The organism is Methylovulum sp., assembly GCF_028687615.1.
In the GTDB taxonomy this organism is placed as follows: Bacteria; Pseudomonadota; Gammaproteobacteria; order Methylococcales; family Methylomonadaceae; genus Methylovulum.
In genome coordinates this window covers 62250-83230 of record NZ_JAQTZU010000013.1, presented here as the reverse complement: position 1 = coordinate 83230, position 20981 = coordinate 62250, and the positions used below count along the sequence as shown (strand labels likewise).

Sequence of the window (20981 nt, the reverse complement as noted above, 5' to 3'; positions counted from 1 at the left end):
AATAGGCTTGCTGAGGGTAGAGTTTAGTTGAGCATTTTTCCCTTTAGAACATTGAATTCTTCATCGGTAATGACTCCGACGTTCTTTAATTCGGCAAGTTTCTTCAGTTCATCTGGCAGACTTACTGTGTTCGTTTCGGTTCTGCGAAAGGCTTCTTCTCTCTCGGCCCGCTTTATTAAAATTTCCATGCGAGCCTGCCATTTGCGGGCGGTTTCCAAACAATACTTGTAAAATTCATTATTTTTGTCTGTTTCCCCTTCTAAAAAACGAATATCAAGAAGAGGGTTCATTTGGTCATTTACAACTATCCTAAGTGTAAGGTCATTGATCTTGTTTTGTTGTCTTTTTTTGCCAGAAAGTCCACCAATTACTGTTCCAACTCCACCTAACAACAGGCCTCCAACTATTGCGCCGCCTATCTGGCTTGATCTTTCTGTTTTTACAATAAGTTCACCATCTTCGAACAGCTCTGAGCTAAGAATTTCTTGGTAGCTAATTACGCGCTTAACAAACGAACTACCTTCTCTTTTGGCTTCGCAAAACTTACCTCTTGACTCGTCAATTGCTATAGCCCAGTCTCCTCCAGCAAACATAAATTGGTCGGTGACATTGAAATCAGGTATTTTTCTTATAAAATCTTTAGTTTCTCGAATCTTAGCGTTTAGGGTGTTCAAATATTCTTTTTGTCTTTTCTCTGAAAAAATGAAATAACTTAATCCTTTAATTAAAAAGGCCGCTACCCAGATAATTAAAGTAATCTCTATCCATAATCCGAATATATCTCCTCGTTCCCACATTTCCATTACATCTCCTCGTTGATTTAACAATGCCGAAGATAAGGCAAATTTTTAAGTTATCCAAATTAGAGCATAGACTCTAATGATGCAAATGCGCCGCCAACCACCTTGCCGCCACTTCCTCCGCAATGCCTTTCCGTTTCGCATAATCGCTCAACTGATCTTTATCGATCTTCCCGACATTAAAATACTGCGCTTCAGGATGCGAGAAATACCAGCCACTGACTGCCGAGGCCGGATACATGGCGTAGCTTTCGGTCAGTTCTATCGTGGTGTGTTCGGTGGCGTTGAGCAAGGCGAACAGCTTGGCTTTTTCGGTATGGTCAGGGCAAGCCGGATAGCCGGGGGCGGGGCGGATGCCTTGGTAGGCTTCGTTGATTAACTGGTCGTTAGCGTGATTTTCTTCTTCCGCGTAGCCCCAGTAGTCTTTTCTGACCCGCAAATGCAGGTATTCGGCGAAGGCTTCGGCTAACCGGTCTGCCAAGGCTTTGAGCATGATGGCGCTGTAATCGTCATGGTCTGCTTCAAACTGTGCCAGCTTGGTTTCGATGCCCATGCCCGTGGTGACGGCGAAACCGCCGATATAATCCGCCACGCCGCTGGTTTTGGGCGCGATGAAGTCAGACAAGCAGTAATTCGGGCGGCCTGGGGCCTTGACGTTTTGCTGGCGTAGGTGGTGCAGGGTTGCCCGTTCTTCGGTGCGGGTTTCGTCGGTGTACAACACAACATCGTCTTCGTCGCTGTGCGCGGGGAAGAAGCCGATGACCGCCCGTGCGCCTAGCCAGTTTTCAGCGATGATTTGCTTGAGCATGGTCTTCGCGTCGGCGAACAGTTTGCGGGCTTCGTTGCCGATGGTTTCATCATCCAAAATTTTCGGGTAGCTGCCCGCCATTTCCCAAGTTTGGAAAAACGGCGACCAGTCGATGAATTCCGCCAGCATCGCCAGCGACACGTCATCAATGACTTTCACACCTAAAAATTTAGGCTTTACTGGCTGATGATAGCCCCTGAATTTATTGGCGCGGGCCGCCTCAATAGTGTGTTGCTTGGTTTTTGATTCTTTGCCTTTGTGGCGTTCGCGCACTTGCGCGTATTCGGTGCGTAAACTACCGACAAACTCAGCTTTTAAATCGGTGCTTAACAAGTTGCTGGCGACACCGACCGCACGCGAGGCATCGGTGACGTAGACCGTTGTGCCCGTGTAATTCGGCTCGATTTTCACCGCCGTGTGGGCACGCGAGGTGGTCGCGCCGCCGATCATCAACGGTATCGTGAAGCCTTGCCGCTGCATTTCTTTGGCGACATGCACCATTTCATCGAGCGACGGCGTAATCAGGCCGCTGAGTCCGATAATATCGACGTTTTCCAGCCTTGCCGTTTGCAGGATTTTTTCGGTAGGCACCATCACGCCCAAGTCAATGACATCGTAGTTGTTGCATTGCAAGACCACGCCGACGATGTTTTTGCCGATGTCATGCACGTCGCCTTTCACGGTCGCCATCAGGATTTTGCCGTTGGTTTGGCGGTCTCCCGCGACTTTGTCGGCTTCCATGTACGGCATCAAATAAGCCACGGCTTTTTTCATGACGCGGGCGGATTTGACCACTTGCGGCAGGAACATTTTGCCCGCGCCGAACAAATCGCCGACCACGTTCATGCCGTCCATCAACGGGCCTTCGATGACGTGCAGCGGGCGTTCGGCTTCCAGACGCGCGGCTTCGGTGTCTTCGTCGATGAAGTCGGTGATGCCTTTCACCAGCGCGTGTTCCAGGCGTTTGCTGACAGGCCAAGTGCGCCATTCTTGCTCTTCCGGTTTGGCTTCGCTGGTGCTGCCGTCGCCACGGTATTTTTCCGCCAGTTCCAGCAATTTTTCCGTGCCGCTGCCGTCATGTCTGTTGAGAATTACGTCTTCAACGGCATCGCGCAAATCTAGCGGGATGTCTTCGTAAATCGCCACAGACCCGGCGTTGACGATGCCCATAGTCATACCCGCCTGAATCGCGTGATACAAAAACACCGCGTGGATGGCTTCACGCACCGGATTATTGCCACGGAACGAAAACGACACGTTGGACACGCCGCCGGAAATCAACGCGTGGGGCAGGGTTTGTTTGATGATGCGGGTGGCTTCGATGAAGTCCACGCCATAATTGTTGTGTTCTTCAATGCCGGTGGCGACGGCGAAAATGTTGGGGTCGAAAATAATGTCTTCGGGCGGGAAGCCGATTTGTTCGACGAGAATTTTATAAGCGCGGGTACAAATTTCGACTTTGCGGGCTTGGGTGTCCGCCTGACCGACTTCATCAAAGGCCATGACGATGACCGCCGCGCCATAGCGTTTGACCAGTTTGGCATGTTTGATAAAGGCGGCTTCGCCTTCTTTCATCGAAATGGAGTTGACGATGCCTTTGCCTTGGATGCACTTCAAACCTGCTTCGAGGATGTCCCATTTCGAGGAGTCGAGCATGATCGGCACTTTGGCGATGTCAGGTTCGGACGCGATCAGCATCAAGAAGCGCACCATCGCTTCTTTAGATTCGAGCATCCCTTCGTCCATGTTGATGTCGATGATTTGCGCGCCGTTTTCGACTTGTTGGCGGGCAACATCTAAAGCCGCTTCAAAATCACCTTCGATAATCAGACGCTTGAAGGCGGCGGAACCGGTGACATTGGTGCGTTCGCCGACATTCACAAACAGGCTGTCTGCGGCTATCGTCATGGGTTCAAGACCGGATAAACGGCATTGTTTGGGCAAATCGGGAACTACGCGGGGCGGGTATTTTTTGACGGCTTCGACTATGGCTTTGATATGTGCGGGAGATGTGCCGCAACAGCCGCCGATGATGTTCAAATAGCCACTCACCGCCCAGTCTTCGATTTCAGCAGCCATTGCTTCTGGCGATTCGTCGTATTCGCCGAACTCGTTGGGCAAACCGGCGTTGGGGTGCGCGGAAACGTGGGTGTCGGCGATGGTCGATAATTCTTCAATGTGCTGGCGCAGTTCTTTTGCGCCCAACGCGCAGTTGAAGCCAAAGGAAATCGGTTGGATATGTTTAAGCGAATGCCAGAACGCGGCGACGGTTTGGCCTGACAGGGTGCGGCCTGATGCGTCCGTAATCGTGCCGGAAATCATCACGGGCAGTTTGTAGCCCAAGGCGTCGAAAACGTTTTCTACGGCAAAGGCGGCGGCTTTGGCATTGAGCGTGTCGAAAATGGTTTCTATCAGAATGATGTCCGCACCGCCGTCAATGAGTCCTTGCGTGGCTTCGGTGTAAGTCTCGACCAGTTCGTCAAAAGAAATGTTGCGAAATCCGGGATCGTTGACATCGGGTGACATCGACGCGGTACGGCTAGTCGGGCCTAACACGCCGGCGACAAAGCGCGGTTTGTCGGGCGTTTTTTGTGTGCACTCATCCGCAGCTTGTTTTGCCAGCTTCGCGCCTTCTTTGTTCAATTCGTAAACTAAGGCTTCCATGCCATAATCGCCCATACCAATGCTGTTGGAATTAAATGTATTGGTTTCGACTATATCTGTCCCCGCTTCAAAATACGCGCAGTGTATGGCTTTGATAATGTCCGGCTGGGTCAGCGTCAACAAGTCATTGTTGCCTTTTAAATCAATCTCCCACTGGGCAAAACGGGTGCCACGATAATCTTTTTCTTCCAGCTTGTAGCCTTGGATCATCGTCCCCATCGCGCCATCAAGAAACAGGATTTTTTGCGATAATTGCTGTTTAAATAATTCTATTTTGCTCATACTGGGTAAGTTAAAGTTAGATTGGCAGACTAAATATAATCATTGCGTAAACGGAAGGCTAACACTATTATTTTCGGCTCAATTACCGGAGATTTCGATGACCCAACCAAGCATGATCCAAGTCATTAAAAGCGTTTTAGCCGCCTTTATTGGTGTACAAAGTGAAGAAAACAGGCAAAAGGATTTTACACAAGGCTCCCTGAAAAACTACCTTATTGGAGGCGTGGTTTTTACGGTGCTATTTGTTGCGATAATAATCTTTGTAGTTTCGGCAGTGTTAGCTTAGGAAATTTTAGGCAACCACTAAGCAAAACCAGAACCCCTTCCGTGATCACAGGGAGGGTTATAAATCCAATAGGCATGGCCTATTGCCATCTCTTTGCGCCATGAAAGAAAAGAGAAACGGAATCTTGATCTGTGATTCCTTAAGGCGATTTGCTTGATAATTACCATAAAAAAGCCCAAGCACAGCTTGGGCTTTTGCTGGGATTACCGCTTGTTAAGCAACGGATTATTTTTTGACACCTTGCTTCATTGATTCAGCCACACTTTTGACTGCGCCCGACACCATTTCATTAATCCCACTAAATAAATTAGGTATTGAAAAGCTTTCTTTAGTGACAAATTGCAGGCGTATAAACGCCAAAATCAAAAAGCCGACCAAAGGCGGCATCAATTCTAAAAAGTAAGACAGAAAAGCTCCGCCAGCACTTTGAAAGCCTTCTTGATTTTTTCTATCACCGACACTGACCAAATCCCGCTCATAGCCTTCTGAACTGACATCTTTGCCATTGAACAAATCGGCGAGATAAATGTTGACATCATAAAGCATGACTTGTGAAGCCAAAAACACCGCCGCACAAATGCCTATCCACATGAATAAATTATCGGTTTTTGCTTTTATTCCCGATTGATAAATCCATACCAGCGCAAAAATCATTGCTATAGCACCAATCATAGTTATACCCTTCCTGTTAAAGTTTTATATTTTTGTTAAAAAATAGAATAAAAACGGACATTTTAAAATCATCTCAGAACCTTCTTTTTTGACCACTTTGCATGATTCGTATTTTTCTTGTCCGAGTTTTGTCTGTTTTTTAATTTCACCATTTTCAACCGCGTACTTAATGGCTATTTTCATTTCTTTAGTCCGTCCAACAGAATCAGTCGCAGTGGTGTGCAAGATACCATCGGCTTTGAAATCCCATTCAACTTTTATCGCTTTTTTCTCACTGTCTAATTTCGATGATTCAGCGTATAAATTCCATTTGCCCAATATCTCCGAATTATCCTTTAATGCCACATCGGCATGAACTGAAAACGCACACATCCATATAATGGCGATAAATGGAAGCATTTTAATATTTTTTATCATTTTTCTTGTCCTCATAATATAAACTCCGCGAAACAAGAAGTTTAAACTATACCACACTTGCTATCGAGCTTTAAATTTACAATCGGTTCGAATGCGCCTTTAAATGTTGAAAATGCTTTTAATATAACCACTTATTAAGAAAGGTTATGCAAAAAAACGATGCCTTTACAAAGTCCAAAAATCCATATAACCCTATAGGTTTTATAGCCTAATTTTGATTTATCAAACAACAATTAGCTCTTGACTTTAATTGCACCTAAAGTATTATGTTGCTTCCGTTTGCTAACAAATTAGCAATTTCTAAAACATAAAAAAATTACAGGTAGGACATCCCATGGGGTTCATTTTAGATCTCACGTCAATGTTAAAAGAGCCGGCTGGCATGGTAGGCGCGGTTGTAGTTATCGCTGCTGTTTATTTTTTAATCAAATGGGTATTCGCTCCACACCCTGACGACGAACAATAAGCCGTCTAGTCCAGTCAAATGAGGCCGCTAACAGTATTTCTGTTAGCGGCCTTAGTTTTTTAGGGGCTATAGGGATTTATTGCACATCTCAACGTAAATTAATTTACAATTAATACATTTTCCAGAATGTTTTAATGTATCAGCTAATATTCTATAAAATCTCCTCCTTACTTTCCAAACAAGTCCCTGCCACCGGTATCGGTGCGTTTCGTCTGGCTTATGGCTTGGTCACCCTACAGGAAATTGTGTTCCTGTATTATTTCAACCACCTGATTTTCGACCCCGTCCCGTTCATTGATGTCGAATTTCCGACCATCACCCTGTTTTTATGCCTATGGGGCATAGCGGCCAGTTTTATCGTCCTCGGCTACCGCTATCAATCCGCACTGACCTGCAATTATATTTTCTGGCTGGTTTTCATCAATTTCACGCCCATGCAGCGCGATTTTGATGGCGGTTTTGATTTATTCATGATCGGCACAAACTTTTTCCTGTTGTTTATGCCAGGAGACCAGGCCTTTTCCCTGGACAAGCTCAGGTATAAGCTTAGCACCCCATTTATCCATTACAGCCGTTATCCGCAAGCCACCGTATCGGTGTTGGCTTACTACCTACCGGTTTTGATTTGCTTGGGATTTTTGTATTTTGATTCGGCGATACATAAAATGTTTGCCGAACATTGGCGCAATGGGCTAGGTTCTTGGCTACCATCGACCCAGCCTTATTACGTATCGGCACTGGATATGTCTTGGCTATTGAATAGGGAAATGGTGGAAAAGGCCATAGGCTACACAATCTTGGTTTTCCAATTCACCTTCATGTTCTTTTTTGCCCATCGCCGATTACGCGTCATCTATTTGTTGATTGGCATGAGTTTGCATTTGGGCATTACCTTGTCGCTGAATATTTATCCGTTTGGCATGGGAATGCTGATTTTTTATACCCTGCTCGTCCCGTTCGGTTTTTGGCGGGCGATGGGTGACCGCTTGGTGGCAAAACATCCGGCATTGACCGTGTTTTATGACAAACAATGTCCGTTATGCAACCGCACCGTGCTAATCTTGAACCATTTCGATGTTTTTAAGTGCATCGACTTTAAAAACGCCCAGGATTACGCCGCACAGTATCCGGCAATGGCGGCAACCAGCCCGCAGACCTTACTGACCGATTTATACGCGCTGGACAACGGACAGCGGGTTTATTCGGGTGTCGACACTTATATCCAAATTTTCCTGAAAATGCGCTGGTTGGCGATTGTTGGCATTATTTTACGGCTGCCAGGCATTTACGTACTGGCAAAAAATAAATACCGCGCCATTGCCGATGCGCGTAGCCGCGTCGAGTGCAACACCGATTGCTTGGTGGCGGCCCCATTGTCCAATGACACTTGGTATCAACGCTATTTTGTCGAAATGGCGGCACAAAAACCTAAATCATTGATACGGAAACTGGAAAAAATCCTCATCGTCATCGTGCTATTGCAACTGAACAGCACCATCCATTATGGGATTGTTTACCGTCTTGATATTGACACCAAGCAAAGTCTGGTCACGGACGCGCTGGCAAAAAGCAGCAACGCACTATTGGAGCTGTCACAGACTTTTTTGGGCATAGCCCCACACGCACTGTATCTGCACGACCATTTCGCCGGTTACGACCACATTCTGGCAATCACCTACACCGATGCACAAGGCAAAGAACAGTGGCTCCCCTTCGTTAATGAACAAGGCCGCTTACTCGCCCCGAACTGGGGACGGGTGCATTCGATGTGGGCGAACATCGCCGTGACCCCCAACATCAACAATGTACGCTTACAAAAATTCATCATGAAAGTGACCGCGTTTTGGGGGCATGAAATTGGCTTGAATTTGAACAACACGACCTTCCATATCCAGCTCAAAAAAATTGACGCACCTAGCTATTGGGTTTACGACCAACTGCACCGCAATTTCGCGGCACCGTGGGTGACTATCGGAACGGTGAAATGGACGAACAACGTGATTACCTACGATTTACCGAATAATATCAATTCGCTATAAGCGTATAAAAACGCCGGATGACTTTAAATATTGCATCAATGCACTAGCCATGATATAAATTGCCCGTGCTTTCATTCATTGACGCACAATAAATAAAATAAGTTAAACCCCTTTGGAGGATAATATTATGAAAAAAATTCTTGCACTTTTGGCTATGGCATTGATGGTAGTTGGCTTATCTGGCTGTATGGATGATCCAGATGGTTCAAAACAAAAAGTTTCTAGTTCAATCGAACTGTAATTAATTGTTTTAAAAAACCCAGCTTTACGGCTGGGTTTTTTTTCGCCTAAAAAATGCGGCTTTCGGTTATTCAAACCAAACGCGCCCACATATCATAATCATCCGCCTCTTCCAACTCGACCTGTACAAACTCGCCGACCTTTAAGTGCGTCGCGCCATCAATAAACACCTGCCCGTCAATTTCTGGCGCATCGGCACGACTTCTGGCGACCGCCCCTTCTTCGACCACTTCATCAACCAACACCGTTTCTATCCTGCCGACGCGCTGTTGCAGACGTTCTGCGCTAATGTCCGCCTGATGCGCCATAAACCGCGCCAGACGCTCTTGTTTAAGCTCTTCAGGCACTGTACCCGGCAATTCGTTCGCCGTAGCGCCTTTTATCGGCGAATAGGCAAAACAACCGACACGATCCAATTGCGCTTCACTTAAAAAATCCAACAATTCCTCAAATTCCGCTTCGGTTTCGCCGGGAAAACCGACAATAAACGTGCTACGCAAAGTAATGTCAGGACACACATCCCGCCATGCCTTGATGCGCTCCAGATTATTCTGGCTTGCCGCCGGACGTTTCATCAGTTTCAAAATACGGCTGTTGGCGTGTTGGAACGGAATATCCAGATACGGCAATATCTTGCCGGCCGCCATCAACGGGATCACCTCATCGACATGCGGATAAGGGTAGACATAGTGCATCCGCACCCAGATACCCAAATCACCCAAGGCTTCCGCCAGATCATAAAAGCGCGTCTGCACCTGACGGCCACGCCAATCGCGTGGTTGGTATTTCATATCCAAACCGTATGCACTGGTGTCTTGCGACACCACCAACAATTCCTTAACGCCCGCTTGCGCCAAACGTTCGGCTTCCAGCAACACCTCATCGACCGGACGGCTGACCAAGTCGCCACGCATGGACGGGATGATGCAGAATGTGCAACGGTGGTTGCAGCCTTCGGAAATTTTTAAGTAGGCGTAATGGTCGGGTGTCAGTTTAATACCTTGTGGCGGCAGCAAGCTGGTGAACGGATCATGGCGCGGTGGCAAATGTTCGTGTACGGAAGCGACCACTTCATCAATTGCGTGTGCGCCAGTCACCTTTAAAACCTGCGGATGACGGGCGCGGATTTCGTCCTCGCGCACGCCCAAGCAACCGGTGACGATGACCCTGCCGTTTTCCGCCAGGGCTTCACCTATGCTATCTAAAGATTCTTCCACCGCAGCGTCAATAAAACCGCAAGTGTTGACAATCACCAAGTCAGCATCTTGGTAAGTGGCGGAGATGGTGTAACCGTCGGTGCGCAATTGCGTCAAAATCCGCTCGCTATCGACCAAGGCTTTTGGGCAGCCTAAACTGATGAAGCCGACTGTGGGTGTATGTGCCATAAGTATATAATTTAACAAATAAAAATAGGATGGGCTGAACGAAGTGATGCCCATCGTGTGGGCCGTATTGGTGATGGGCTTTACTTCGTTCAGCCTATCCTACAATAGCGGCATAGAAAGATTAAGCCAGCAAAGCAGCCAACAAGCCTTTATGTTCAATCGCTTGCCGCTCGCGTAGCAAACGCTGGCAAACCACGATGCTGCCCAGCTCCGCCAACGCGGTGGCAAAATCATCATTGACCACCAAATAATCAAACTCGGCATAATGGCTCATTTCCGCCACAGCATCACGCATCCGGCGGGCGATGGTTTGTTCATCATCCTGACCGCGTGAGCGTAAGCGTTGCTCCAGCACGGCAATCGACGGCGGTAAAATGAAAATAGCGATGCTGTCCGGCAGCAATTGTTTGATTTGCTTTGCCCCCTGCCAGTCGATTTCCAGGATCACGTCCTGCCCTTGGTTTAGGTTATCCTGCACCGTCTGTTGCGCCGTGCCGTAAAAATTATCAAACACTTGGGCATGTTCCAAAAACGCCTGTTGTGCCAGCATCGCTTGAAACTCGGCAACCGACACGAAATAATAATCGCGCCCATGTGCTTCGCCGGGGCGCATCTGGCGCGTGGTGTGGGAGGTGGAGACGGTCAAGTTTGCCGTATCCTGCACTAATTGTTTGACCAGACTGGTTTTACCGGCACCCGACGGCGCCGAAATAATGTAAAGTGTGCCGATTTTCATGAGAACCTAATAAGCGATGGAAAATTAATGCCCAATTAATAACGCCAACGCACTATTTTATACGCAAAGCCTACGAACCACAGCATAAAGAAGGCCTTATCCTGCAAACCAAACCCTACAAACAACTATGTCAACACGCGGCCCCTGGAAAATCCTTAACGAAAAAATGATCCACGAAACCCCGTGGATACGCATAGACCACCACGACGTGCTGACCCCCGCCGGAACGCCGGGCATTTACACCACCGTGGATTTTAAAAATTGGGCGATAGGCATCGTCCCGATAGATGACGAAGGTTACACGTACATCGTCGGACAATATCGCTTCCCTTTACAAGAATACAGTTGGGAAATTCCTGAAGGCGGCGGCAGTAAAGACGCGACATTGTTGGAGTCGGCACAACGCGAATTGCTGGAAGAAACGGGCATCAGCGCGGCTAACTGGGAGATGATTTACGAATTTAACACCAGCAATTCCATCACCAATGAACGGGCGTTTGTTTTCTTGGCGACTGGTTTGACGTTCGGCGAAGCACATCCCGAAGAGAACGAAGAGCTGGAAACTAAGAAAATCCACTTTAGCGAATTGGTGGACAGGGTTTACCGCAATGAAGTTAAGGATAGTTTGACGGTTATTGGGGTGTTGATGGTGGCGAGGAAATTGGCGGCACAAGGAGGCTAGATGGGTTGTCATGTGGGTGCGAAGTCATTCGCACCCATGAATTATGGCTTTTGTTCAGGCTGCTTTCGCCCATCTGCCATAAAGTCATCGGAAAATTGGGACATGGCTGAAAACCATTGATCCCACGAGTTTTCCAAGGGTTCTAAAATGATTTTATTGCCCAGCTTAGAAATTTTAACTTCCTTGCCTTGCAACCTAAATTCTTTAGGCAATCGAACAGCTTGTGGGCGGCCATTTTGAAAAAGTTTTGCCGTTGCCATAATGCCATACTCCCTAAATGATAGATTCAAAAAGTATATATCATTAACGGATTGCCGTCGAATGCTACAAAAGCACTGAAGACCTTTGGATATAGTAAAGTGTATTTACAAGCTTGAGGGTATCAAGGGTGATGGGCGGAATTCAAACTATGTCCCGCTTTTGGGATTGGGGGAAAATTTACAGATTCCAGCATTGACGACTAGGGGTGTTGAAAGAAGTGGGCACAATGGAATCGCTTTATGCCAGTTTGGTGGCATATTTTTAATCGGAGTTCGCGCGTGAAATTTCCAGGCATGAAATATTGGCTTTTTGCCCTAACGCTATCGGCTTTATTCCATATCCTTATCTTTTATCTCATCAGCGTTGATTTAAAATTTTCACCCGGCAAACGCTATGGCCGTATTCCAACTCAAGCAATCACGCTATTTTTAGTCAAACGTCCTATGGCGCGAAAACCGTTGCCGGACAAAGAACCCGCCAGAGCCTTGAATCCTGTTCAGGGAAGCTCGAAAGTTAAAAGTATTTCGGGATTAGCCCATAAACAAACATCAGCGGCTTCTGATAAACTTTCCAAAAACCATCATATCCATGCGGCAAAAGTCCCGCAAAAAACAACGGATAACATGGTGGTCAAGCCTGTTTACCGCGATTGGCGGGCAATGACCGAGGAATATGTCCAACAGAAATTTGCCGCAGATGTTTCGCGGAAACAACAACAAGAAGCCTTATGGCTGAAAACCCCCTCCATCATGCACGGTGATCCACCCGATCATTTCGATAAACAAAATAAAGCCGCGATGCTGATTGAAACAGGTCATCAGGAAAAAAAACGCTTAAATTTCAATCATCAGAAATCTTCAGGTATCAGGATACCCTTGGGCAAATCATGTTCCCTCGGCGATGTCGGGCATGATCAGGAAAAAGGGCTTTTAGAATGCCGTTGGCGTTGGTAAAAGTGTTGAAATGGCTAGCAAATTAAATATTAATTTTTTTGTTTCCGCGCCCTGTAGCTTAAGTTCTTTAGGTCGCCGGACCGCTTGTGGGCGGCCATTTTGAAAAAGTTTTGCCGCAAAAGAGTCCCTAAAAGTATATGCCGTTTGAAGGTCGGCATCGCATGTTTAAATGGCATCCTAAGGCCATTACAAGTCAGTGGAGATAGGCCGGGCAACATATTTACGTTGCCCGGCATTCCAGTATCCGATGCTATTGGGCAATAGGGAAACCGATAATCAATTCTCCCGTTGCTTGGACATCAAATTGTCGGGGCGTTGTTTATGCCCGACTTATCCAGCCTACACCACCAAAAAATCCCGCATCATGCCCATATCCTCATGCTCAAGATTATGGCAGTGATACATAAACAAACCTTTAAAATCCTGGAACGGTTTAATGAGGCGTACGCTTTCGCCGGGCATGACCAATACCGTGTCTTTTAAACCACTGTCGATAAAACCGTCGCTTACGGTGGCGTAATCGTGTTCCATGCCATTGGCGATACTGCGGCTGACAATTTGAAATGATTGTCCGTGCATGTGGATAGGATGCGCCATCGACATCATCATGCCACCACCCATACCCATACCGCCGCCCATGCCGCCACCCATACCACCGTGACGCATGCCACCCATACCCATACCCATACCCATACCCATACCCATACCCATACCCATACCCATACCCATACCCATGCCCATGCCCATGCCCATGCCCATGCCCATGCCCATGCCGCCTTGCTGTCCGGCGGCTTGTCCGTCACCTGCCGCAGGCTGACCATGCCCTCCACCGTGGGCATGGAAAATTTCCATTAACTGGATGGAGTTGACCGGAATCCGTTCAAAATCCTGCACATCGTTATAAGCATAAGGACGTCCGTTCAGCAGCATCGCCATGTGCGCTTCGGAAATGCCTATTGGCACCGGCTTGTTGGGATTGGCGGTGTCGGCTATTTGGTAACGGCGGAAACTGGACAAGGTGTTGGGCAGTTTTGGGCTGTCGCTGACTTTGCGGGTCACTTTCACGGTAAAAACAGGATAATCACTACCGACCGGCAAACTGCCCCGGTGCATCATCATGCCCATACTCGGCAACACGCCGCTAAACGGCAAGCTACGCATGACCAATTGCGAACCTTCGGCACGACCGCTGAAATCCGCCCACACATCCAGACGCTCACCCGGCGCAAGCATCATGTACGGTTTGGTTTCCGGTTTTTCCAGCAAGCCGCCATCCACGCCGATGACGGTGATGTGGGTGCCGTCATCCCACGCGAGTTTGTAAATGCGGGCAGTGGAACCATTAAGGATACGCAAACGGTAAGCACGACTTTCCACATCGATTTGAAATTCCGCACGACCATTGACCAAGATACGGTCGCCATAAAATCCCATCATGCGTTCGTGCATGTGGCGCACATAAACAAGCTGGTTTTGGTCATCGAACAAACGGTCTTGGATGACAATGGGGATTTCATAAGCACCGGAAGGCAGGCCCAAGGCGGCTTCTTCCTCGTCATGCACAAACAACGCGCCCGCCAAGCCGTGATACACCTGTTTGGCAGTGATTTCGTGCGGATGCGGATGGTAAATGTTCATGCTGGCGCGGTTCAGCACTTCAAACTCATAAACCAGTTTTTCGCCAGGATCAATCGCATACAGCGGATGCCCGTCCATTTCCGCCGGAACATGCAGGCCGTGCCAGTGCGTCACGGTCGTTTCGGACAGGCCGTTATGCAAATGGATGCGGACTTTTTGGCCTTTTTGCAAATGGATGAGGGGCCCTAAATACGACCCCGGAATTTCTGTCACCGCGTCTTTAGGGCCATTCAGCACACGGGCACTGTATTGCAACACCCGTGTCTGCTGGCCGACAAAAATCGGCACGGAAGCGGGTTTGCAGAACAGTTCAATCTCCACGTCCGCTTTAAAATTTGGATTAGCTTGGCGCGGTGGCAGCTTCGGCATGGCCTGCATACCTTCCATCGCATTTAACAGGCCGGGCATGCCGGCAAAAGCCAATAGACCTAAACCGGATTGGCTCAGGAAACGGCGGCGGGAATAGTTATTATTGTTTGGTGAAAACATAAAATCCTCCTCAGCGACAATGTCTTAGTAGGCATCAGGCGCAAATGTCCCAATGTTAGCAGGGATTTTATATTAGCAAATTTTAATGTTCAAGCTATTGACTTGATACTTTTGGGTACTCGTCAATACCATGTAAATTTGACTTGAAAAACAAGCAGGTTCAGTTGACACTTGGCATTTTAACGTTGAGACGGGGCGGCAAGCCCCGTCTGGCATGGAGACCTAAAACCAAGCCCTACTACTCTGTTTCAGACGAAGCTTCGGCAACAGCCTCTTCAACAGCACCTGATGAAGCCGTTTCTTCAACTGGTGCAGCTTCAGTTTCTACAACTTCGGGCTTAACCATCGGTTCTATAAAAGCGATAAACCAATCCAGTTCTTTTACATTATCTAAATCAGGATCATGCAATATATCGCTGAGTTCGGGCAAGCTACCACGGCTCCTGGAGTTTTCCAAGGCTTTCAGACACGCATCAAAATCAGTGCGCAAAGCGGCAATGCAAGCCAAATTATACGAAGCCGTACCAGCCTGAATCCTATTGGCAGTTTCAAAATGCTGCTTCGCCAATTCGTATAAGGCATCTATAGGTTCAACACCTTGCAACCTCGCCAAATCCATATACGCCACACCGCCGTTAATCGCCGCACCTAAATAATCCGGGTTTATCAACAGACAAAACGCAAATTTATTAATCGCGTCTTGATAAATACTTGCCGCCAGTCCGCCTTCTTTGGTTTTTGCCTGATGCAGTAAGGCAAAACCCCAGTTATACAAAGCATCGGCGCGGATAGGATCATCCAGTAATACTTCAGCATAACCGGCATACGCGCTTTTGAACAACTGGTCGGCAGTGCTGCCTTCACTTTTACGCGCTTGCTGGGTTTGTTTGATGGTTGCGGACAATTTTGATTTTTTTGTGAACGATGATAGCAACGACATGATTTCTCCTCCTGATAAATGGTTTATTGGCTAGACCGTTATAGAATAACAGTTCATCAATTATCGACAAGCGACTATTGTAAACCGGATATGACGCAAACTATCGACACGACGCTAAAAGAAAAAATCAACCTGGAAACCTCCCAAATCGCCTGGAGCGAATTGCAACGCTTTTTTGCCCAAGGCCTTGCCATTAATGTCGCACCGGAATTGGATTTAGTTGAAACCGCCTACCAATTTTCTATCGACAACAAAGTGCTGGTTGCGCAATGGTTGGCTAGCAATCAAATTGGTTTAGTAACTGATCAACAGGCGTTGGCATGGCTGGAAACCGAGGCTTCAGTTTGGGCGGTGGTGGTTAAGCCTTGGCTGTTGGTGCAAGGGTAAAGAGATAACGGGCTTTATAGCTTTTCAAGGGATACCATTAATTGATTGCTCCAACGTCTTGTTCAGGCAATGGCACTAAATTGGACTGCTGATTGAAATTTAACATCTGTTCCGCCAGTTGCCTGCCCGCTTCGGTTAAAGGATGAATCACGAAACTCGCACCTAAACCGTACAATTTTGGTTCTTCATCATCGTGAAAACATACCGTGCCTACGTGTCCTTGAAATTGCCGTGTTTTCAACTGCATGATCGACGAAGCCCGTACTTCGAATTCAGGCATGGCGAGCACTATGCCTTTGATTTTCGCCAATGGCAGTTTTTCCCACAACGCTTTATCTTCGGCATCGCCGTAAACCACGCGCCGCCCGTCCGCCAGGAGTGCTTCCAACACTGTCGGGTCGGCATCCAAACCTAAAACCCGCTTGTCTTGTTCACAGAAGGCCTGATAAGCGGACATGCCAGTACGTCCCATGCCGATAACCAGCCATTCGGCAATCCCTATGCTGTTCGGCAATCTGTCAGGATGATTCACCTGGCGTTCAAAACGGATTAAAAATGGCTCCAATAAGGAAAACAATCGATGTGAAAAACGGTTCAAAGGCGCGGCAACCGCCAAGGACATCGCAACAGCCAAACCAATAATCGCCTCCCAAACCGGCGGTAGCAAATGTGCATCAATCACGGCATTCGACGTGATCAACGCGAATTCGCTATACGTCATCAACGCCAAAGACGAGATGAACGCATTGCGGGCGCGTAGACCGACTACCAAAAATAGCGAAAAAAACAGCCAACCCTGTAACGGCAATATCGCCAATAATAGTAATGCCTGTAGTAATTCGTCATAGCCCGGCAAATCCGTGAGTCCGATTTGCAGGAAAAAAGCCACCAAAAAAGTTTCTTTCAAGCCCCACAATTTATCCGCTAATTCGTCGATTTTAGCGTGCCCTGCCAATGTCACGCCCATCAATAAGGCACCGATTTCATTGGAAATTCCTACTTCTTCCGCCAACATACCGCCTGCCAAAGCCAACGAAACACCTAACAGCAGCTTTAATTCATCGGCGTGACTGGCATTCAGCAAACGATACGCGAGAGGCCGTAACAGGGGCAACAATAACAAGCCCAATGCCCACAGTGTCGGTTGTTTGCCGCTGGTAAACGCCAACAGCCCGATAGCCACTATATCTTGCAAGATTAAAATACTGAGGACATCCCGTCCATGCATCGTGGAAAGTTCACCATTATCTTCCAATACCTTAATCGCCAACACGGTGCTGGAAAATGCAAGACTGATGCCCAGCACCAACCCGCCGGAAATGTATCCACCCAAAGCAAAGAAAATAGCCACCGAAATGCCGGTGACAATCAGTAAATGCATACCGCCAACACTCAACACTTCACGCCTTAACAAGGAGCGTAGTTTTAGTTTCAAACCGACCGTAAACAATAATAATTGGATACCAATATCGGCGAGATGCGCGAGCGTATTATCAGGATGGACACCAAGGGCATGTAAGATATATCCGGCTATCAGATAGCCGACCAATGGCGGAAAATACAAGCTGCTGGTGATCAACCCTGCCATATAGGCAGTACCTACCAAAACCAATTCCATAGTGGACTCTTGAACAGAGGAAAAACGATGCTTGATTATAATGCACTGGGCTACTAAGCACAGGGCATCAAATTACAAACGACGTGCTTAAATGCCTGAAGCACATCATTATTGAGGGATGTCTGGTTTAACGAAGCTCGTTTAGGGTGTTTACTTGAAGGGAGTGATTTTTACGAATAATGACCTAACCGCTAGGCCATTATTTATTAATGGTAGTGGTTACAGAACAACTGTCTGGTCGGTGTCCGTCATTCCGGCATGGATTGCCGGAATCCAGCCGACCAGACATTTTCCATTCAGCCACCACCTTATTATTTTTATAAGTACCCTGACATCAAAATTCTAAGCCCTTTCCGTCCTGCGTCCAGTTTTCGCCGTACCGCGCGGCGTTTTAGGACGCGTGTCACGACCTACCGGAGCTTTTGGCGTGTGCCGGAAATCTTTTTTACCAGATTTATTTGCTGCTGCTTTTTTGGGTGCGTCTTGCACTCGCAAAGACACAGGTTCATAGCCGGTATCAGCCACACGGGTAATTTCCCGTTTCAGCAATTTCTCAATATCCGCAAGCTGTTGCGCTTCTTCCGGGCTAACCAAAGAAATGGCCTCGCCTGTAGCTCCGGCACGTCCGGTACGACCTATGCGATGCACATAATCTTCGGGCACTTGCGGCAAATCATAATTGAAGACATGCGGCAGATTGTCGATGTCCAGACCACGGGCGGCAATGTCGGTGGCGACCAGGACGGTGACCTTGCCCTCTTTGAACGCATCCAGGGCCTTAACCCGCGCCCCTTGCGACTTGTCACCATGCAAGGCGGCGGAACGGATGCCGTCTTGGATGAGTTGTTTTTCCAAACGGTCTGCGCCATGTTTGGTGCGTACGAACACCAACACTTGCTTCCAGTTGTTGCTGCCGATCAGATAAGACAGCAGTTCGCGTTTGCGCTCACGCGGGATACCGTAGACCAATTCGGTAACGGTATCGGCGGTGGCATTTTGGCGGGCGACTTCAATCTCGACTGGCTTGTTGAGTAATTGCGCGGCAAGGGTTTTGATCGCATTGGAGACCGTTGCCGAAAATAACAGACTCTGCCGTTGCTTGGGCAAAAATCCCAAAATTTGTTTGATGCTCGGCAAAAAGCCCATATCCAACATGCGGTCAGCCTCGTCCAGCACCAAGATTTCGACATGGGACAGATTGACGTTTCTTTGTTGGACATGGTCGATCAAACGGCCTGGCGTGGCGATAACAATATCGCAGCCGTGTTTCAAATTGCGGGTCTGCATATTGATGCTGGCACCGCCAATAACCACTTCAGTACGGAACGGCAGATGCTTGCCATAAACGGAAACGTTTTCATGCACTTGCAGGGCCAATTCGCGGGTTGGAGCCAAAATCAAGGCCCGCACACGGCGTGGTTTTTGATGGACGTTGTCGCTGTCTGCCAACAACTGCAATAAGGGCAAGGTGAAACTGGCGGTTTTGCCAGTGCCCGTTTGTGCGCCAGCTAAAACATCTTTGCCTTGCAAAATAATGGGGATGGCCTGTTTTTGGATCGGAGTGGGTTCGGTGTAACCTTGTTCGGTTACGGCTTTAAGCAATTCTTCGATTAAGCCGAGTTGGGCAAAAGACATTAAAAACCTCAAGTAAGAGTATTAGGTAAAATTAGATAAAGTGCAGCGGATAAATCAGACGGTAATGGGCAATAAATTGCGGGTAAAGCCATTGATTTACTTAGTGGTTTGTAAAATGCCAGCGTCGTGAACGTAACCACGCGCCGATAACTGGAGCCAATAGCAGAATGATCATGCCTATCAGCATGAAACCGCCTTTGGCCGGATTGTATTCGGAATTAATGCGTTCCCAACTGAAGCTACGCGCCAAACCCAAGCCAACTTCAAACAAGAACATTAACACCATCCATAGCACTCCAACCTGCAACTGATGCTGGCGGGTTGTGGCATTAAGCCACGGAGCCGTTAGGCTAGCGAGGGTAAGTATCAAAAAACTGCCGGTAAAAAAACTCAGTTGACGCGCCAGGGACTCGCCGATAAGCGGCGCAATGACAAATTCGCGGAGGCTGCCGTGTATGGATTCCACCAAAATCATCAGCAGCCAGACTATGAAGGCTTTACGCCAAATTACAAAACGTTTCAATTGTACGCTATGTTAGCCGCCAGTCATATTCATATAACGCAATATGACCGGTTGTTCGTGGATATTAAATTCGTGTTTTTCGGGTTTGATCAACATGGCATCAATAATTGCCTGTTTTAACACCGCCATATCACCAGGGTGACTACGCAACACTTGCTTTAAATCCACCGAATGCTCATTGCCCAGACACAGCAGCAAACGGCCATCCACGGTCAACCGCACACGGTTGCAAGTGCTGCAAAAATTCGCACTATGCGGTGAAATAAAACCGACGCGGGTTTGGGTGCCAACGACATTAAAATATTTGGATGGCCCGCCAGTGCTGGCATCACTTGCCACCAGTGCGAACTGTTTTCGCAAATCAGCTTTTATCGAGTCACTGGCATAATACGCATCGGCACGGTTGTGCTTCTCAACCACACCTAAAGGCATTTCCTCGATAAAACTGATGTCCACACCATTTTCGACGGCGAAAGCGACCAAATCACACACTTCTTGATGATTGCGGTCTTTGAGTATCACGGCATTGATTTTGACGCGCTCAAATCCAGCCGATACCGCCGCTTTTATGCCTTTGATGACTTGCGGCAAATCACCGGTGCGGGTGATGGCTTTAAATTTCGCGGCATCCAGGGTATCAAGGCTGATATTGACGCGCTTGACCCAAGCGGCTTTCAAAGCCTCCGCCATACTGTCAAGCTGCGAGCCGTTGGTGGTCAAAACCAGCTCGTCAAGCCCTTCCAGGCGACCTAGGTTTTGCAATAACTCCAACGCGCCTTTGCGTACCAAGGGTTCGCCGCCGGTAATCCTGATTTTCTTTACCCCCAGCTCGGTAAACGCCTGTGCCAACGTGTAAATTTCTTCCAGCGTCAAAATCTGTGCACGGGGCAGAAACACCATGTCCTCCGCCATGCAGTACACACAACGGAAATCACAGCGGTCAGTGATGGAAATACGCAGGTAATCCACTATCCTACCGAAACGGTCAAATAATGGTGCGGCAGGTGGCGAAGCAGTCATAACGAAATTATAAAAAAGTGACCGATAATATTACCACAAT

At 47.8% G+C, this 20981-nt stretch carries 18 protein-coding genes; 5 read left to right on the top strand and 13 right to left on the bottom strand.

What is annotated here, in order from left to right:
- Nucleotides 1–23 precede the first annotated feature (23 nt).
- Complete coding sequence (locus tag PHH59_RS09850; protein WP_300014974.1) at nt 24–803, bottom strand: hypothetical protein; 780 nt, start codon at nt 801–803, stop codon at nt 24–26.
- Nucleotides 804–876: 73 nt separating this feature from the next.
- The gene (gene metH, locus PHH59_RS09845) at nt 877–4554 is read right to left on the bottom strand and encodes a methionine synthase (RefSeq protein WP_300014972.1); all 3678 of its coding nucleotides are present in this window, start codon (nt 4552–4554) and stop codon (nt 877–879) included.
- A gap of 97 nt (nt 4555–4651) precedes the next feature.
- On the opposite strand from metH, the gene PHH59_RS09840 reads away from it, so the two are divergent.
- Nucleotides 4652–4840, top strand: a complete 189-nt coding sequence (locus PHH59_RS09840) for a DUF2970 domain-containing protein (protein WP_300014969.1) — start codon at nt 4652–4654, stop codon at nt 4838–4840.
- A gap of 225 nt (nt 4841–5065) precedes the next feature.
- Here PHH59_RS09840 and PHH59_RS09835 read toward each other — a convergent pair whose 3' ends face one another.
- Both PHH59_RS09835 and PHH59_RS09830 read right to left on the bottom strand, forming a co-directional pair.
- Nucleotides 5066–5512 carry a hypothetical protein gene (locus PHH59_RS09835; RefSeq protein WP_300014966.1) on the bottom strand — a complete coding sequence of 149 codons (447 nt, stop codon included), beginning with the start codon at nt 5510–5512 and terminating at the stop codon, nt 5066–5068.
- 24 nt (nt 5513–5536) lie between these two features.
- Nucleotides 5537–5929, bottom strand: a complete 393-nt coding sequence (locus PHH59_RS09830; RefSeq protein ID WP_300014963.1) for a hypothetical protein — start codon at nt 5927–5929, stop codon at nt 5537–5539.
- 600 nt (nt 5930–6529) lie between these two features.
- On the opposite strand from PHH59_RS09830, the gene PHH59_RS09825 reads away from it, so the two are divergent.
- Nucleotides 6530–8434 carry a DCC1-like thiol-disulfide oxidoreductase family protein gene (locus tag PHH59_RS09825; RefSeq protein ID WP_300014960.1) on the top strand — a complete coding sequence of 635 codons (1905 nt, stop codon included), beginning with the start codon at nt 6530–6532 and terminating at the stop codon, nt 8432–8434.
- Nucleotides 8435–8745: 311 nt separating this feature from the next.
- Here the strand turns inward: PHH59_RS09825 and rimO are convergent, their stop codons facing one another.
- Nucleotides 8746–10059, bottom strand: a complete 1314-nt coding sequence (gene rimO / locus PHH59_RS09820; protein WP_300014957.1) for a 30S ribosomal protein S12 methylthiotransferase RimO — start codon at nt 10057–10059, stop codon at nt 8746–8748.
- A 121-nt stretch (nt 10060–10180) separates the two neighbouring features.
- A complete protein-coding gene (gene gmk, locus PHH59_RS09815) occupies nt 10181–10795 on the bottom strand; it encodes a guanylate kinase (RefSeq protein WP_300014954.1) in 615 nt (204 codons plus the stop codon).
- Between the two features lie 127 nt (nt 10796–10922).
- Here gmk and PHH59_RS09810 point away from each other — a divergent pair, with 127 nt between their 5' ends.
- Nucleotides 10923–11477, top strand: coding sequence for an NUDIX hydrolase (locus PHH59_RS09810; protein ID WP_300014951.1), 555 nt, complete (start codon nt 10923–10925; stop codon nt 11475–11477).
- Nucleotides 11478–11518: 41 nt separating this feature from the next.
- On the opposite strand, the gene vapB is transcribed toward PHH59_RS09810, so the two are convergent.
- Nucleotides 11519–11737, bottom strand: coding sequence for an antitoxin (vapB, locus tag PHH59_RS09805; RefSeq protein WP_300014948.1), 219 nt, complete (start codon nt 11735–11737; stop codon nt 11519–11521).
- Between the two features lie 279 nt (nt 11738–12016).
- Between vapB and PHH59_RS09800 the strand changes: the two genes are divergently transcribed.
- The gene (locus tag PHH59_RS09800) at nt 12017–12691 is read left to right on the top strand and encodes a hypothetical protein (RefSeq protein ID WP_300014945.1); all 675 of its coding nucleotides are present in this window, start codon (nt 12017–12019) and stop codon (nt 12689–12691) included.
- 339 nt (nt 12692–13030) lie between these two features.
- Here PHH59_RS09800 and PHH59_RS09795 read toward each other — a convergent pair whose 3' ends face one another.
- Together PHH59_RS09795 and PHH59_RS09790 are read right to left on the bottom strand one after the other, a co-directional pair.
- Entirely contained in the window at nt 13031–14818 is a 1788-nt protein-coding gene (locus PHH59_RS09795; RefSeq protein ID WP_300014943.1) for a multicopper oxidase domain-containing protein, read from the bottom strand.
- A 238-nt stretch (nt 14819–15056) separates the two neighbouring features.
- The gene (locus PHH59_RS09790; protein WP_300014940.1) at nt 15057–15758 is read right to left on the bottom strand and encodes a hypothetical protein; all 702 of its coding nucleotides are present in this window, start codon (nt 15756–15758) and stop codon (nt 15057–15059) included.
- Between the two features lie 90 nt (nt 15759–15848).
- On the opposite strand from PHH59_RS09790, the gene PHH59_RS09785 reads away from it, so the two are divergent.
- Complete coding sequence (locus PHH59_RS09785; protein WP_300014937.1) at nt 15849–16145, top strand: DUF2288 domain-containing protein; 297 nt, start codon at nt 15849–15851, stop codon at nt 16143–16145.
- Between the two features lie 37 nt (nt 16146–16182).
- Here the strand turns inward: PHH59_RS09785 and PHH59_RS09780 are convergent, their stop codons facing one another.
- The 4 genes from PHH59_RS09780 to moaA form a co-directional block, all read right to left on the bottom strand.
- Nucleotides 16183–17763, bottom strand: coding sequence for a cation:proton antiporter family protein (locus PHH59_RS09780; RefSeq protein ID WP_300014934.1), 1581 nt, complete (start codon nt 17761–17763; stop codon nt 16183–16185).
- 342 nt (nt 17764–18105) lie between these two features.
- Nucleotides 18106–19398, bottom strand: a complete 1293-nt coding sequence (locus tag PHH59_RS09775; RefSeq protein ID WP_300014931.1) for a DEAD/DEAH box helicase — start codon at nt 19396–19398, stop codon at nt 18106–18108.
- Nucleotides 19399–19498: 100 nt separating this feature from the next.
- Nucleotides 19499–19921, bottom strand: coding sequence for a hypothetical protein (locus tag PHH59_RS09770; protein WP_300014928.1), 423 nt, complete (start codon nt 19919–19921; stop codon nt 19499–19501).
- Nucleotides 19922–19933: 12 nt separating this feature from the next.
- Nucleotides 19934–20941, bottom strand: coding sequence for a GTP 3',8-cyclase MoaA (gene moaA, locus PHH59_RS09765; protein WP_300014925.1), 1008 nt, complete (start codon nt 20939–20941; stop codon nt 19934–19936).
- Between the last annotated feature and the right edge of the window lie 40 nt (nt 20942–20981).